The organism is Leisingera sp. ANG-DT, from assembly GCF_000813785.1.
GTDB lineage: Bacteria > Pseudomonadota > Alphaproteobacteria > Rhodobacterales > Rhodobacteraceae > Leisingera.
Genome location: NZ_JWLE01000004.1, coordinates 156,226 through 170,693, shown reverse-complemented (window position 1 = coordinate 170,693; position 14,468 = coordinate 156,226). Strand labels below are relative to the sequence as shown.

General features: G+C 61.2%; 14 protein-coding genes. 6 read left to right on the top strand and 8 right to left on the bottom strand.

Translation table 11 applies throughout. The features are described from left to right. On the top strand, window positions 1–182 hold a 182-nt coding region (locus tag RA21_RS22975), incomplete at its 5' end, for a hypothetical protein (protein WP_206540043.1). A gap of 130 nt (window positions 183–312) precedes the next feature. Here the strand turns inward: RA21_RS22975 and glnT are convergent. From glnT to RA21_RS05160, 6 genes are all read right to left on the bottom strand, one after another. Beyond that, entirely contained in the window at window positions 313–1,644 is a 1,332-nt protein-coding gene (gene glnT / locus RA21_RS05185; RefSeq protein ID WP_039147038.1) for a type III glutamate--ammonia ligase, read from the bottom strand. 76 nt (window positions 1,645–1,720) lie between these two features. Continuing rightward, entirely contained in the window at window positions 1,721–3,052 is a 1,332-nt protein-coding gene (locus tag RA21_RS05180; RefSeq protein ID WP_039147036.1) for an FMN-binding glutamate synthase family protein, read from the bottom strand. A gap of 18 nt (window positions 3,053–3,070) precedes the next feature. Further along, entirely contained in the window at window positions 3,071–3,754 is a 684-nt protein-coding gene (locus RA21_RS05175; protein WP_019294522.1) for a GltB/FmdC/FwdC-like GXGXG domain-containing protein, read from the bottom strand. Between the two features lies 1 nt (window position 3,755). After that, window positions 3,756–4,652, bottom strand: coding sequence for a class II glutamine amidotransferase (locus RA21_RS05170; protein ID WP_019294523.1), 897 nt, complete (start codon window positions 4,650–4,652; stop codon window positions 3,756–3,758). Window positions 4,653–4,784: 132 nt separating this feature from the next. Continuing rightward, on the bottom strand, window positions 4,785–5,000 hold the full coding sequence (locus RA21_RS05165; RefSeq protein ID WP_019294524.1) for a hypothetical protein: 216 nt from the start codon (window positions 4,998–5,000) through the stop codon (window positions 4,785–4,787). Between the two features lie 11 nt (window positions 5,001–5,011). Then, entirely contained in the window at window positions 5,012–6,385 is a 1,374-nt protein-coding gene (locus RA21_RS05160; protein WP_029204636.1) for an ammonium transporter, read from the bottom strand. A 549-nt stretch (window positions 6,386–6,934) separates the two neighbouring features. Here RA21_RS05160 and RA21_RS05155 point away from each other — a divergent pair. The 4 genes from RA21_RS05155 to RA21_RS05140 all read left to right on the top strand — a co-directional run bounded on the left by RA21_RS05155 (window position 6,935) and on the right by RA21_RS05140 (window position 10,783). Next, window positions 6,935–8,080, top strand: coding sequence for an aminomethyltransferase family protein (locus RA21_RS05155; RefSeq protein ID WP_019294526.1), 1,146 nt, complete (start codon window positions 6,935–6,937; stop codon window positions 8,078–8,080). A gap of 71 nt (window positions 8,081–8,151) precedes the next feature. Then, the gene (locus RA21_RS05150; protein WP_039147033.1) at window positions 8,152–8,763 is read left to right on the top strand and encodes a dimethylamine monooxygenase subunit DmmA family protein; all 612 of its coding nucleotides are present in this window, start codon (window positions 8,152–8,154) and stop codon (window positions 8,761–8,763) included. Continuing rightward, entirely contained in the window at window positions 8,760–9,725 is a 966-nt protein-coding gene (locus tag RA21_RS05145; protein WP_039147030.1) for a PDR/VanB family oxidoreductase, read from the top strand. Before RA21_RS05150 ends, RA21_RS05145 begins: the two co-directional genes overlap by 4 nt. 11 nt (window positions 9,726–9,736) lie before the next feature. Continuing rightward, window positions 9,737–10,783 (top strand): heme-dependent oxidative N-demethylase family protein, encoded by a 1,047-nt coding sequence (locus RA21_RS05140; protein WP_039147028.1) that lies wholly within the window; start codon window positions 9,737–9,739, stop codon window positions 10,781–10,783. A gap of 287 nt (window positions 10,784–11,070) precedes the next feature. On the opposite strand, the gene RA21_RS05135 is transcribed toward RA21_RS05140, so the two are convergent. Further along, window positions 11,071–11,727, bottom strand: a complete 657-nt coding sequence (locus RA21_RS05135; protein ID WP_052257601.1) for a helix-turn-helix domain-containing protein — start codon at window positions 11,725–11,727, stop codon at window positions 11,071–11,073. A gap of 559 nt (window positions 11,728–12,286) precedes the next feature. On the opposite strand from RA21_RS05135, the gene RA21_RS05130 reads away from it, so the two are divergent. Then, complete coding sequence (locus RA21_RS05130; protein ID WP_019294531.1) at window positions 12,287–13,015, top strand: FadR/GntR family transcriptional regulator; 729 nt, start codon at window positions 12,287–12,289, stop codon at window positions 13,013–13,015. Window positions 13,016–13,021: 6 nt separating this feature from the next. On the opposite strand, the gene RA21_RS05125 is transcribed toward RA21_RS05130, so the two are convergent. Further along, the gene (locus tag RA21_RS05125) at window positions 13,022–14,323 is read right to left on the bottom strand and encodes an ABC transporter substrate-binding protein (protein WP_039147025.1); all 1,302 of its coding nucleotides are present in this window, start codon (window positions 14,321–14,323) and stop codon (window positions 13,022–13,024) included. Between the last annotated feature and the right edge of the window lie 145 nt (window positions 14,324–14,468).

The window sequence follows — 14,468 nt, the reverse complement described above, 5'->3', positions numbered from 1 at the left end:
TCACTCTTGTAGCTCATGGCCATCTCCCTGCTGCCATCCGTTCCGGTTCACTCCCCGCGGCACTTGTTGAGTGCGAGGCAAGATATATTCCTATTACTCAATTTATTTTCCTGACCGTCAACACCCTCCTGCCAGGTTTTCAGTGCAAAAGCGGGCATTTTCCGCATTTCCGCCGCCGATAGGAAACAGGCGGTTTTTCACCCGGGGTGAAAACGGCGCATATGCGGCAGGCGCTGCCGCAAACAAAAAGGGCCCGGGCAGAACCCGGGCCGTGCAAAGTCCGGCCCGAAAGCCGGACAGGGGAATCAGTGCCTAGATGTCCAGCGTGTTGTCCTTCTCCCAGCGGGAGAAGTGATTGACGAAGGAGTTCCACTCCTGCTGCTTCATCTTCAGGTAGGCCGCAGAGAACTCCTCACCCATCATCGCCTTCAAACCGTCGTCCTTGTCGTAGAAGCGCAGAGCATCCAGCATGTTCAGCGGCAGTTTCGGCGCATCGGTGATCTTGTGGCCCTCGGCATACATGTCGATGTCGTGGCGCGGGCCGGGATCGGCCTTGGAGCGGACGCCGGAAAGGCCCGCCGCAATGATCACCGCCTGCAGCAGGTAGGGGTTCACCGCCCCGTCCGGCAGGCGCAGCTCAAACCGGCCGGGGCCGGGGACGCGCACCATGTGGGTGCGGTTGTTGCCGGTCCAGGTCACGGTGTTCGGCGCCCAGGTGGCCCCGGACATCGTGCGCGGCGCGTTGATGCGCTTGTAGGAGTTCACCGTCGGGTTGGTGATCGCCGCCAGGGCTGATGCGTGCTTCATGATGCCGCCCAGGAACCAGCCGCCCTGCTCCGACAGGCCCAGCTCGGCAATCTGGCCCGTGCCTTTTTCACCGGCAAAGACGTTGACCCGGGAATCCTTGCCCGGCGCGTCCCAGACCGAGATATGGGCGTGGCAGCCGTTGCCGGTGAGACCCTCGACCGGTTTCGGCATGAAGGTTGCCCGGTAACCGTGCTTTTCCGCCACCGACTTGGTCATGAACTTGAAGAAGCTGTGCTTGTCGGCGGTCGACAGCGCGTCGTCGAACTCCCAGTTCATCTCGAACTGGCCGTTGGCGTCCTCATGGTCGTTCTGGTACGGGCCCCAGCCCAGCTCCAGCATGTAGTCGCAGATCTCGCGCACCACATCATAGCGGCGCATCACCGCCTGCTGGTCGTAGCAGGGTTTTTCAGCCGTATCGAACGGGTCGGAAATCTGCTCCCCGTCCGGCGACAGCAGGAAGAACTCGGCCTCGATGCCGGTCTTCACATGCAGCCCTTCGTCCGCAGCTTCCTTGATCAGGCGGCGCAGCACGTTGCGCGGCGCCTGGGCCACGTCTTCGCCCTCCATGACGCAGTCCGCCGCCACCCAGGCGACCTCCGGCTTCCACGGCAGCTGGATCACCGAGGACGGATCCGGCACCGCCAGCATGTCCGGGTGCGCCGGAGTGAGGTCAAGCCAGGTGGCAAAACCGGCAAAGCCGGCCCCGTCTTCCTGCATATCCGCAATCGCCTGCGCCGGCACCAGTTTGGCGCGCTGGCCACCGAACAAGTCGGTGAAGGAGATCATGAAGTATTTGACGCCTTTTTCTTTTGCGAAAGCAGCCAGATCTGTGGTCATGGTCCTACTTCCTTTCCCTGTTGAACGTATTTCGGAAATGGGGCGCGAACCGTTGCCGGCCGCGCCCCGCCAATCGTCAGAACCCTGCTTTGCCCGGGTACCAGTCGGTGCCGGCCAGCGGCACCCGCGCCATCGCGGCGGCCTCCATGGTCAGGGCGCACAGATCCTCGGGCTCGAGGTTATGCAGGTGGTTGTGGCCGCAGGCGCGGGCAATGGTCTGGGCCTCCAGCGTCATCACCTTGAGGTAGTTGCGCAGGCGGCGGCCCGCATCAACCGGGTCCAGGCGCTTCATCAGTTCCGCGTCCTGGGTGGTGATGCCGGCCGGGTCCTTGCCCTCGTGCCAGTCGTCATAGGCGCCAGTGGTGGTGCCCAGCTTCTGGTACTCGCTTTCCCATTTCGGGTCGTTGTCGCCCAGTGCCACCAGCGCTGCAGTGCCGATCGCAACTGCATCTGCGCCCAGCGCCAGCGCCTTGGCAACGTCAGCCCCGGTGCGGATGCCGCCGGAAACCACCAGCTGCACCTCGCGGTGCACACCTAAATCCTGCAATGCCTGAACGGCAGGGCGGATACAGGCAAGCGTCGGCAGGCCGACATGTTCGATGAACACGTCCTGAGTGGCAGCGGTGCCGCCCTGCATGCCGTCCAGCACCACCACGTCCGCTCCGGCCTTCACCGCCAGCGCGGTGTCATAATAAGGCCGTGTGCCGCCGACCTTGATGTAGATCGGCACCTGCCAGTCGGTGATCTCGCGCAGCTCCAGGATCTTGATTTCCAGATCATCGGGGCCGGTCCAATCCGGGTGGCGGCAGGCAGAACGCTGGTCGATGCCTTTCGGCAGAGTGCGCATTTCCGCAACCCGGTCAGAGATCTTCTGCCCCAGCAGCATACCGCCGCCGCCCGGCTTGGCGCCTTGGCCGACCACAACTTCAATCGCGTCGGCCTTGCGCAGGTCGTCCGGGTTCATGCCGTAGCGGGACGGCAGATACTGGTAGACCAGCTTGGTCGAATGACCGCGCTCTTCCGGGGTCATGCCGCCGTCGCCTGTGGTGGTCGAGGTGCCCGCAGCCGATGCGCCGCGGCCCAGGGCCTCCTTCGCCGGACCCGACAGCGCGCCAAAGCTCATGCCGGCGATGGTGATCGGGATATCCAGCTCAATCGGCTTCTTGGCGAAGCGGGTGCCCAGCGTCACCTTGGTCTCGCATTTCTCGCGGTAGCCCTCCAGCGGGTAGCGCGAGATCGAGGCGCCAAGGAACAGCAGGTCGTCGAAATGCGGCACCTTCCGCTTGGCGCCGCCGCCGCGGATGTCATAGATCCCGGTGGCCGAGGCGCGGCGTATTTCCGCGTTGATGGGGTTGGAGAAGGTCGCCGACTGGATCGGGACCGTACGGGGGATGTTATTGCTATCCATGTCTTTTGATCCCTGTCCTTAGTACGCTTGCGCGTTGTCGACGTCGAAGTTGTAGAGCTTGCGGGCGGAGCCGTAGCGCTTGAACTCTTCCGGCTTGGCGTCGGCGCCTGCACGGGCCAGCAGATCCTTCAGGATCTCGATGTGCTCGGGGCGCATTTCCTTTTCGATGCAGTCCGCACCCAGGCTCTTGACCGAGCCGCGCACAAAGAAACGCGCCTCGTAGCAGCTGTCGCCCAGCGCATCGCCGGCATCGCCCAGCACCACCAAGTTGCCGGCCTGCCCCATGAAGGCGCACATATGACCGATGTTGCCGTGCACAACGATGTCGATGCCCTTCATTGAGATACCGCAGCGTGACGAGGCATTGCCCTTGATCACCAGGAGGCCGCCGTGGCCGGTGGCCCCGGCATACTGGCTGGCGTCACCCTCGACGATCACGGTGCCGGACATCATGTTTTCCGCCACACCGGGCCCGACCGAGCCCTCGACCCGGACCGTCGCCTGCTGGTTCATGCCGGCGCAGTAGTACCCGGTGGAGCCCTTGACGGTCACCTCGACAGGCGAGTTCAGACCAACGGCAATCGCATGGCTGCCCTTGGGGTTGACGATTTCCCAGGCAGTCTTGTTGGAGCTGCCGTTCAGTTCCTGCAGGGCGGAGTTCAGACCACGCAGGCCATTTGCTTCAAGATCATATGTCTGCATCTTAGTGGTTCCAGAAGTAAACGGTTGCGGGTTCAGGCTCCCAGACGCGGGCGTCTTCGATGCCCGGCAGGTTCACCAGCGCGCGGTATTCGGAACCGAAGGCCACATACTGGTCGGTCTCTGCCATCACGGCCGGCTTGCAGGCGATCGGGTCGCGGACCACGCCAAAACCGTCCTTGGTGCCGACGACAAAGTTGAAGAAACCGTCCAGGTCCTCCAGCGTGCCCTCCAGCGCTTCGCCAAGGGTGGCGCCGTGCTGCATCTTCCAGGTCAGGTAAGCCGCACCCACTTCGGTGTCGTTCTGGCTTTCGATCCGCACACCGTCGCGCTGCAGCTTGCGGCGCAGGGAGTTGTGGTTCGACAGTGAGCCGTTGTGCACCAGGCACTGGTCCGAGCCGGTGGAGAACGGGTGTGCGCCCTCAGTGGTCACGGCGGATTCGGTGGCCATACGAGTGTGGCCGATACCGTGGGTACCGCTCATGCCGCGCACGTTGAAACGCTCGGCAACCTTCTCGGGCAGACCCACTTCCTTGTAGATCTCGATGGTGTCGCCCGCGCTCATGACACGCATGCCGGGGCGCAGCTCAGCCAGCGCAGCGCGGGCCTCCTCGCTCTTGCCCGCGGGCACATCCAGCACCGCGTGGGTATCGATGACCCGGATCGACACATCGGTGCTCAGCGCCTCGGCCAGCGCCCCGTCCAGCCCGTCAAAGGCCTCGTCAGGTGCGTCCGACTGAACGGTCAGCTTGGTACGCCCGCCCGCCTCGGATCCGTAGATTGCAATGCCCGCACTGTCGGGACCGCGGTCCGTCATGGTGATGAGCATATCGGTGAGCATATCGCCCAGTTTTGGCTCTAGTGATTTGTCTTTCAGAAAAAGACCGACAATCCCGCACATGGGTGCGCCTCCTGCTTTTCATCTCGAATCAACGCTAGCAGTTTGCGTTCACTCATTCAACTCTTATGAAACTTATTTTCCTTAGAAGGAAGAAAGGCGCGCCGTCCTGGCGCGCCTTTGCAGGTCTCCACATCAGTATTTTTCGAGCAGAGCGCTTATTTTCTCCTTGTCTCCCATCTCTTTAGCCTTATCGAGATGGGCGCCTTCGCGGACAAACTGGATCCTGTGCCAGCCGATCCAGAAGATTACCCCCAGAACAACCATCAGGCCTTCTGATCCCTGGAACGGATAGACCGCTCCAACCTCTGCCAGGTCCACCGCCCAGCTGTCATAACCGATCGTAGACATTCCAGTTCTCCTTATTCAGCTGGGACAGTGCCGCCATTCAGCGCAGCCTTGTCAGCAGCGATGATTTCGGCTTTGGCATCTTCGTAGGCATGGTGTTCAGCGTAATCGAGACCTTGCAGTTCGACCTCCAGCGGGATCCGCAGCACGCCGGCCGCGGCCTGCATCTTGGAGATCACAAAGGCAGGCAGGAAACCGAGCACGAAGAACATGATCACCGCGCCGATGGTCTGACCAACCGGGTTGACGGTGGCATAGCCTTCATACGGCGAGCTCGGCGCGCCCCACAGCAGGAAGCCTGCGATGATCAGGCCCACGATGCCGGAATAACCGTGCACCGCAACCGCACCGACCGCATCGTCGATTTTGAAAGTACGCTCGACCCAGTAGTGCAGCTTGTAAACAATGACGACACCAACCGCGCCGACCAGCATCGCCTGGATCGGGTGGTACAGGTCGTTGCCCGCAGAGGCGGTGATGATGCCCGCCAGACCGCCAGAGAAGGTCCAGAATGCATCGCCCTTGGACACCACATAGGCTGCCATCAGGCCGCCGGACAGCGACATCAGGAAGTTGAAGGTGATTGCGGACAGCGAGGTCGGCGCCAGGTAGATATTGGTGGCTGTCCAGGTCTCGCCAGTCAGCAGGCCGCCAATGCCCTCAGGCGAGATCGCCGGGATGTTGCAGGCTGCGTAAAAACCCCAGAAACCCGAATAGATCAGGAAGATCCCGATGGTCAGCATCCAGGGGTTATGCGGCGGGATGTCCCGCGGAGTGCCATCGGCGGCAAACTTGCCCAGACGCGGGCCAAGCACCATAATGACACCCAGCGCATAACCGCCGGCAATCGCGTGGATCACGCCGGAGGCATAGGCATCATGGTAGCCCAGGTACTTCACCATCCAGCCCTCGGCGTGCCAGCCCCAGGCCGCGTCGATGATCCAGAACACCGAACCGATCATGACGGCATGCACCCACAGAGCGGAAGAGCGGATCCGCTCAATGACCGCACCGGACACGATCGAGGCCGCGGTCCAGGAGAACAGCAGGAACGCTGCCCAGAACACACCGGTGATCCGGTCCGACAGGTTGGTGCCCATGTTTTCCGACCACGGCAGGTTCGCAGCCCCCGCATCATGATTCAGCCCGCCGAAGAACGGGAAGTTCGGGAAGGACCAGTAGATCCACCAGCCGAAGAAAAAGAAGGTCACCGTGACCAGCGGAATGATCATGATGTTCTTCATCAGTGTATGCATGTGGTTGCGGTGACGGCTGGCGCCGACCTCATACATGCAGAACCCCACGTGAATGAGGAACATGAAGACAACGGTCACCCAGTAATAGAACTCGGTGAACACCGTCGTTAACGCGTTCAGATTTCCATCCAATGTTTTGCCCTCCTGTTGGCAGTATCCCGGGCTTTTTGCCTCTTGGGAAAATTATTTTCCTATATTATTGGGTCTCAGGGGGGCGAGCTGTCAATAATCATGTGAAAAATTGTTACCTTTGGGGAAATCATTGCAACCAAGAAACGGCACTTACCACTCCCGATGCGACCCCTAAGCCTTGGACTTTCAAGGGCTAAACATCTGCCGCAGCGCAACAGTTTCAGGCAGGAGACCGCGGAAGGAAGGGCCATCCAATCCAAGGGCGCATCGTCAATTTGCGACGGAATCACGCGAATCTCCGGCACAGCCGCACAGCGATTCTCACTCTCAGCGGGCCGCCAAAGGCCCGCCGCAACCCCAAGCCGAAGACCAAAAAGACCGTTTCAGGCCAATTCATGCCGCAAACACGTTCAAAAACCGCCTTTTAAGAGAAATCTTTTTCCTGTTAGGAATAATCGTTGACATGAACCCTCCTCCCTTGGCTAACTGGACCGGACCAAAGGAACCAAATCAAGAGTTTTGGTCCGCACCAATAGGGAGACGCAAACAATGGCCATCATCTGGCGGACTTCAGCACTGGCGCAGCGCCACAAGGAAATCGGCGGCGAGCTGGAAGATTGGAACGGCATGGGAACCGCCTGGTTCTATGACCAGACACCTGAACGCGCCAAGGCCGACTATGAGGCGGTCCGCACCAAGGCGGGCCTCATGGACGTGTCCGGCCTCAAGAAAGTCCACGTCGTGGGCGAGCACGCCGCCCAGGTCATCGACCGGGTCACCACCCGCAACGTCGAAAAGATCATGCCGGGCCGCTCTACTTATGCCTCGATCCTGAATGAACAGGGCAAGTTCGTGGATGACTGCATCATCTACCGCCTGTCAGTGAACAGCTGGATGGTGGTCCACGGCACCGGCACCGGAATGGAACAGCTCAGCAGCGTTGCCGCCGGCAAGAATTGCTCGGTTGTGTTCGACGACAACCTGCACGACATGTCGCTGCAAGGCCCCGTCGCCGTGGACTTCCTAGCCGAATATGTGCCCGGCATCCGCGATCTGGCCTATTTCGGCATCATCCAGACCAAGCTGTTCGGCTGCCCGGTGATGATCTCGCGTACCGGCTACACCGGCGAGCGCGGTTATGAAATCTTCTGCCAGGCCAAGGACGCGGTGCATCTCTGGGACAGCATCCTGGACAAGGGCAAGGGGATGGGCATCGTTCCCGTGCAATTCTCCACCCTCGACCTGCTGCGCACCGAAAGCTACCTTCTGTTCTATCCGGGCGACAACTCCGAGACCTACCCGTTCGACGATGAGCCCTGCGGCGACACTCTGTGGGAACTGGGCCTCGAGTTTACCGTCTCCCCGGGCAAGACCGGCTTCATCGGCGCCGAGAACCATTATGCCGCCGAAGGCAAGGAACGCTTCAAGATCTATGGCGTCATGCTGGAGGGCAAGACCCCCGCGGACGAAGGCGCGGATCTCTTGCAGAACGGCGAGAAGGTCGGCGTGGTCACCTACGGCATGTACTCCGAGGTGAACAACCACAACGTGGGCATCGCCCGGATGCCGGTCGCCTGCGCCAAGCCGGGCACCAAGCTGACTGTCCGCAACGGCGACGGCACAGAGATTGCCGCCACCGCCGAAGAGATGCCCTTCTACGACAAGGACAAATCGATCCGCACCGCAAAGGGCTGATCCGGATCCCGGGCGTCCCCGTTCGGGGGCGCCCGCTTTCGTTCACCCGGACTGCAGGAAAAGCGACCCACATGTCTAAGACCGAATTCTCCCCTTCCATCACCAGCCGCCCGGTTTACGGCGAGCTTGAGGCCCGCTCCGGCAGCGGCCACCTGATGATCGCCGACGCCGAAGGCGCCGAGGCGATCCTGGATCTGGCCAATTCCGCAGACGCGGACTTCTGGGCCAAGGCCCATATCATCTACATCCCCAAGAAGACCGGCACCAAATACAGCAGCCAGCTGGAGGCACTGGGGGCCGGCAAATATTACGCAGGCCCGTCTTACGAAGCCGCACAGAGCCGCATCCGCCGCGCCTTGCAGGACTGCCACATGGGCACGCAGGTCTACCTCTCAGGCACCGAAAGCCTGATGGGCCAGGCCATGGCCGAGGCCACAGCCGCTGGCATTCCGCACACCGCCATCCAGACTGAACACCGCGGCTCCACCGCGCGGCGCATGCAATGCGTGCACTGCAAGGGCATCACCGAGGACGTCACCACCGACCCGTTCGAATGCAGTCACTGCGGCCTCAGCCTGTTCGTGCGCGATCACTATTCGCGCCGCCTCGCCGCCTTTCAGGGTGTGCGGGTGGATGCCGAGGATCCGGGCAACATCCCCGAGAAAGTGGAGCTGTTCAAATGAGTGCTGGCACCGCAAAACTGAATGTCACCGTGGCCGAGGTCAAACCGATCAACGACCTGGTCACCCGTTTCAAATTCGTCCGCACCGGCGGCGGCGACCTGCCCACCTTCTCGGGCGGCGCGCATACCGTGGTCGAGATGCAGGACGGCGATATCACCCGCCTGAACGCCTACTCGCTGATGTCCAACCCGGCCGACCGCGGCGCCTACACCATCTCGGTGCGGCGCGACGATCAGGGCCGCGGCGGCTCAAAATTTATGCACAGCAAGGTGAAAGAGGGTATGGAGATGGTGATCTCCAACCCCGTCAACCTGTTCTCGCTGGACCTGCGGGCCAAGAAGCACCTGATGCTGGCCGGCGGCATCGGCATCACCCCCTTCATGGCGCAGATGCATCAGCTGTCGATGATGGGCGGCAATTTCGAACTGCACTATTCGGTCCGCACAGCCTCGCTCGGCACCTATGCCAACGAACTGTCCGAGCGCTACCCGGGCAAGGTGCACATCTACCATGACGACCAGAAAGAGGCGATCGACCTCAAGACCCTGCTCGCCAACCAGCCGCTCGGCACCCATGTCTACGTCTGCGGCCCCAAGGGCATGATCAACTGGGTGCATTCCACCGCAGAGGACATGGGCTGGCCGCGTGAGGCGGTGCATTCCGAGGAATTCCTGGCGCCTGCATCGGGCAAACCTTTTGAGGTGAAATGCGCGGTGTCGAACAAGATCGTTCAGGTCGGCGAACACCAGTCCTTGCTGGAGGCGCTGGAAGCGGCCGGCATCGACGCGCCCTACCTCTGCCGCGGTGGCGCCTGCGGCCAGTGCGAAACCAATGTCATCGGCTACGACGGCAAGTTCCTGCACTACGACCACTGGCTGACCGATGAGCAAAAAGCCTGCGGCAAACACATCATGCCCTGCGTGTCGCGCTTTGAAGGCAAGACACTGGTTCTGGACCGCTGAGGGAGAGAAAGATGACTATCCAATTCAACGACGAAACCTTCCACGGCGACTTCACCTTCAAGAACTCGGAGTGGGCAATTAAGCGGTTCCCCTTCCCGTTCCACGAAGACAGCTACATGTACTCCGTGAACATGGAGCCGCATAAATCCTATCGGCCCGGCTCGGTATTCGAGCGCACCTTCGACGTGGACGAGCATTATGTCTCGGAAATGAAGGACCGCGCCCGGGTGCTGGCAAACGACCCGCTGCGCTGCCAGTCGCTGCCGCATATGACGCTGGCAGGCTGGGATCTGGTCGAGCTGATCATGGAAGCCAAGGCAGCCGAATACCCGGACCTGTTCGAACTGCATAAAGAAGGCAACCGCTGGCGCTGGATCAACAAGCCGCTGGGCATCGACGACACCTTCACCTTCCTTGATGAAAGCACCCTGCCCTACGGCCCGATGGAATACATCACCCGCCAGACCCAGGGCGACTTTGCAGTGCTGGACCAGCGTGACGACAACCTGTGGATGGATGCCGGCATGGTCACCACCCAGGCCGACTGGTCACTGGATTTCGACATCGGCATGAACTTCTTCGAATGGCACGCGCCGGTGCCGAAAGCGCATGAGATGGGCATCTTCGTGCGCGCGCTCAAGTTCCTGCTGAACATCCAGCAGGGCCAGCCCGCCCGCCGCCTGAACTGGACAATGACAGTCAACCCGCTGTTGGACACCAGCCCCGAGAACTACCACAAATGGGGCGTGATGAAGCAGGGGCTGACGATGGAAAACATCGGCGAGAAGCAGCACCTGCGGGTCGAGCTGCAGACCTTCTTCCGCCTGCCCCGCTCCAACGCGCTGGTATTCCCGATCCGCTGCTACCTGATCCGCTTCGAGGATCTGGTGACGGTCCCGAAATGGGCACGCCGCCTGCACCGGGTGATCCGCGACCTGCCGGAGGAGCTGGCGACCTACAAGGGCTTCATCGACAACCGCCCGCTGATGGTGGAATACCTGTCGCAGTTTGACGACGGCACACCAACCTCAGACGGCATCTGGCCCGACGACGACTGATCCCGAGCGGACTTGCGGGCCATCCCTACCCCTGTCACTTAGGCCCGCTTCACTGACTGCCGTTGCCTCTGGCTCCGGCAGTTTCTTTTTCCCAATGAAAGCAGCGCCTCCCGCCCCCGCATCAGGCCGCAGCCTGCGCCTGCGCCCCGCGCGGCGTTGGGCCGGGCAGCGCGCGATGCGCGCTGCAGGCGGCAACCGGCAAGGCCGCAGCAGAACGCAACCACGCCCAACAGTGCAGGGGCAGCTCCTGATGCCGCGCAGCCGGCGGGAGCCTCCGCCACTGCGGGTCAGCTCGATTGCGGGTAGGAAATGATCGACAGATAACGTGCCGGCAGTTTGACCAGGCTTTCCGGGCCGTGCGGCGCATCCGCGTCAAAGAACAGCGTATCGCCCGGCTTCAGCGGAAACACCTTGTCGCCATGGCGGTAGTCCACCTCGCCCTCCAGCATATAAAGCATCTCCACCCCGTCATGCTGGAAGGTCGGGAACACATCCGACTCCTCGGTCAGGGTGATCATGTAAGGCTCCACCATCACGCCAGACGCATTGGCTCCCAGATGCCCGAGCAGCTGGTACTGGTGGCCCGCCCGCGTGCCCGCACGCTCCGTCTCCGCGCCTTCACCAGACTTGGTGTGCACCGCCTCGCGGCTTTCCTCAAACCGCCGGAAAAACGACGTGATCGGCACGCTTAGCGCATTGGCCAGAAGCTGCAAAGTGGTAAGCGACGGCGAGGTGTTGCCGTTCTCGATCTTCGACAGCATCCCGATTGACAGCCCGGTCAGATTGGCCAGATCCGCCACTGTGATCCCTTGCTGCCGCCGGAACGACCGCACCTCGCGGCCAATCGCCACTTCCAGAACTTTTTCTGCACCATCACGGACCCGGTGCGGGTCTTGGGAAAGGTTATTTGCCACTGCGTCACTATCATCTTTGAGTTTAGCCACTGTGTTATCTTCCTTATGGATGGCCTCTGACAAGCGCGCAGCAGCCGATATGTAAAAACTTTCCCAAACGCAAGGAATGCTGCGAAAATTATTTTACTGCCATTACTCATTTTTCCCAACCCCTTACCGCCACAGGAAAGAAATTTGTTGCCGCGGCGCTGCGCCCGCCTACCGAAGGGCGGCATCCGGCGTGACCTGAAAATTAGGCCGGCAGGGACACAGGGCCACCGCCGCCAGAAGACAGGCCCGGTTCGCGCTTGCGGCCTCCAGACCAAAAAGGCACCAATTTTGCGGCCCTCCAGACAGCGACTTCGCTCTGCGACCTAAAAATGGCAGAAAAACAGAGAGATAACGCCGTCCGTCTAAACCTGTGAAAACACCACAACACAGAACCAATTCGCAGAGCTGTCCTTGCTGACTAGCAGCGGAACCGCTAATCTGAGACCCAATCACCGCTGTGAAAACACCTGCAACGCCGCCACCCACACTGGCACAAGCAGCGAGCGCACAGCACTCAGGAGCAGGGTTTCCCGCTCACACGGCCCGGAAAAGACAGACCATGAGCTCAGCGGAAGAAACCACTTCGCAAATTCTGACCACCCATTCCGTCGGCGCCACTGTGCAGGTGGTGATCGACACGCTGTTTGCCCGGATCAAATCCGGCACCTACCCGGTGGACACCCGGCTGCCCTCGGAACGCACACTGGCGTCCGAACTGGGCGTCGCCCGCAACACCGTGCGGGAGGCGCTGGATGTTCTGGCCACCCAGAACGTGATCCACCGCCGGGCCGGCTCCGGCAGCTTTGTGAAATACCGCTCCGACCCCAAGCCGGAAGCCACCTCCTATAGCTCGCTGGCCAACGAGGTTTCACCGCTCGACCATCTTGTGGTGCGCGGCATTCTGGAGCCGGAACTGGTGCGGCTGGCAGTGATCAACATGACCCCGCGCCAGATCGAGGAGCTGGATCAGATCCTGTCCCGTGTCGAAGCCGTGCGCACTGACCCAGGTGAATTCATCGATGCGGAGGAGGATCTCTACCGCAAAATCGCCGAAGGCACCGGCAACCCGCTGCTGCACTCCTGCTACGAGCTGACGATCGAGGCCTGCCGCCTGTCCTACCGCACTGCGCTGCGCCGCCGCCACCTGACGCCGCAGCGGATTCAGGACTACCAAAAGCGCTACAACACGCTGTTCAACGCCATCGCCTCGCGCGATGTGGAATCGGCGGTGGAATTCATCAAGCTGCACCTTATCGACGAGCAGAAGCTGCTGCTGCAGGAGGTCTGATCCCGCTCAGCCCTCCACCGCACGCGAGCTGACCTCGCTGCCCGGCGCATCGCTTTCCAGCCGCTGGTGCCATAGCTGCCCCAGCGCTTCCATCTCTGATTTCAGCAGACCTGAATGCTGCGCCAGCCAGGCGGGGATCGACTTGAAATCCGCAATCCGCGCCTTGCCGTCCTGGATCGTCACCACCGGCCAATCGCCCACCAAGGCATTGGAAATACCGAATATTTCTTCACCCCACCATTCCGCGTGGCCAAAGGCGTGGGTGACATGGCCCAGCTGTTTCATTGCTGCCAGCACCGAGGGCGGCGCGACCGATCCCGCCTTCTCCACCGCGCTGTGCCAGATATCCAGGATCGCCACATATTCCCAGCTCACCGCAGACCAGCTGCCCGGGAAACGCCGGTTGTACTCCTCATAGAACACATGCGGCCGGTTGAAGAAAAACGCCTTTTCCCGAAGCATCGGATCATCAAAATCCGGAAACTGGAACACCACCCCCTCCATGAAGTCCGGCGAGGTCCGCTCCACCAGCCGGTCATAACCGTCCATGGTGCAACTGATGATCTGCCCTTTGAAGCCTTTGGAATGGGCATATTCGGTCATTGCGTGCACCATCGGCGCATAAGACGAGCACCAGCACAGGATATCGGCGCCGCTTTCCAGCATCGGATCCACCACCGGCGCCGGATCACTGGCACCGGGATCATACTGCACCTCGTGCAAGATCTCCTTGTCCGCCGCCTTGAACGCCGCCCGGTATACAGCTTGCGAAGGCAGCCCCAGAAGATCGAACTGGCTGCACAGGGCCACCGTTTTCAGCTCCGGCCGGTTTTCCGCCAGCCAGGACACCCCGGTCACATTCTGAATCGGGTGCGCCTCGCTTGGCGCAATCAAATAGGGCGTGTCCGGCGACAGGTCGCTGGGCAGCAGCGTGGAGGTCAGCACTTTGTTGCGCATCAGGAAGTCGCGCACCGGCGCAAAGGTATCACCGCCCAGCATCAGCATCAGCTTCACGTTGTGCTGCTGAACCAGTTCAACCGCACCTTCCAGCGCGCGTTCTGGATCATAGCCGCAATCGTATGAGTGGATCCGGATCGGGTAGCGGCGGCCGCCGATCAGCACTCCGCCGGCCTTGTTCAGCCCGTCCTCCCAGATCCGGCAGCCGTTCAATCCAGGCAGCCCCCAGCTCTCCACAGGACCCGAAAGCGGGCCGAGGAACCCGATATTCACTGATTCTGCCATCCCCACGGACAGCCGCGGCAACGCCGCGCGGGCGGTTAGCTGGTGCACAAAACTGGTCGTCTTCATGTTTGAAATCCTACCAATAAAACAATGCGTTTCCAGTCCAATTGCGCCCAAAAACATTCCGCATGTGAAAAAATGTTGACTTATTGGTGCAAGTTTGGACCTAATTGGACCAGACCAAATGAGCCAAATTAAGATATTGGTCCGA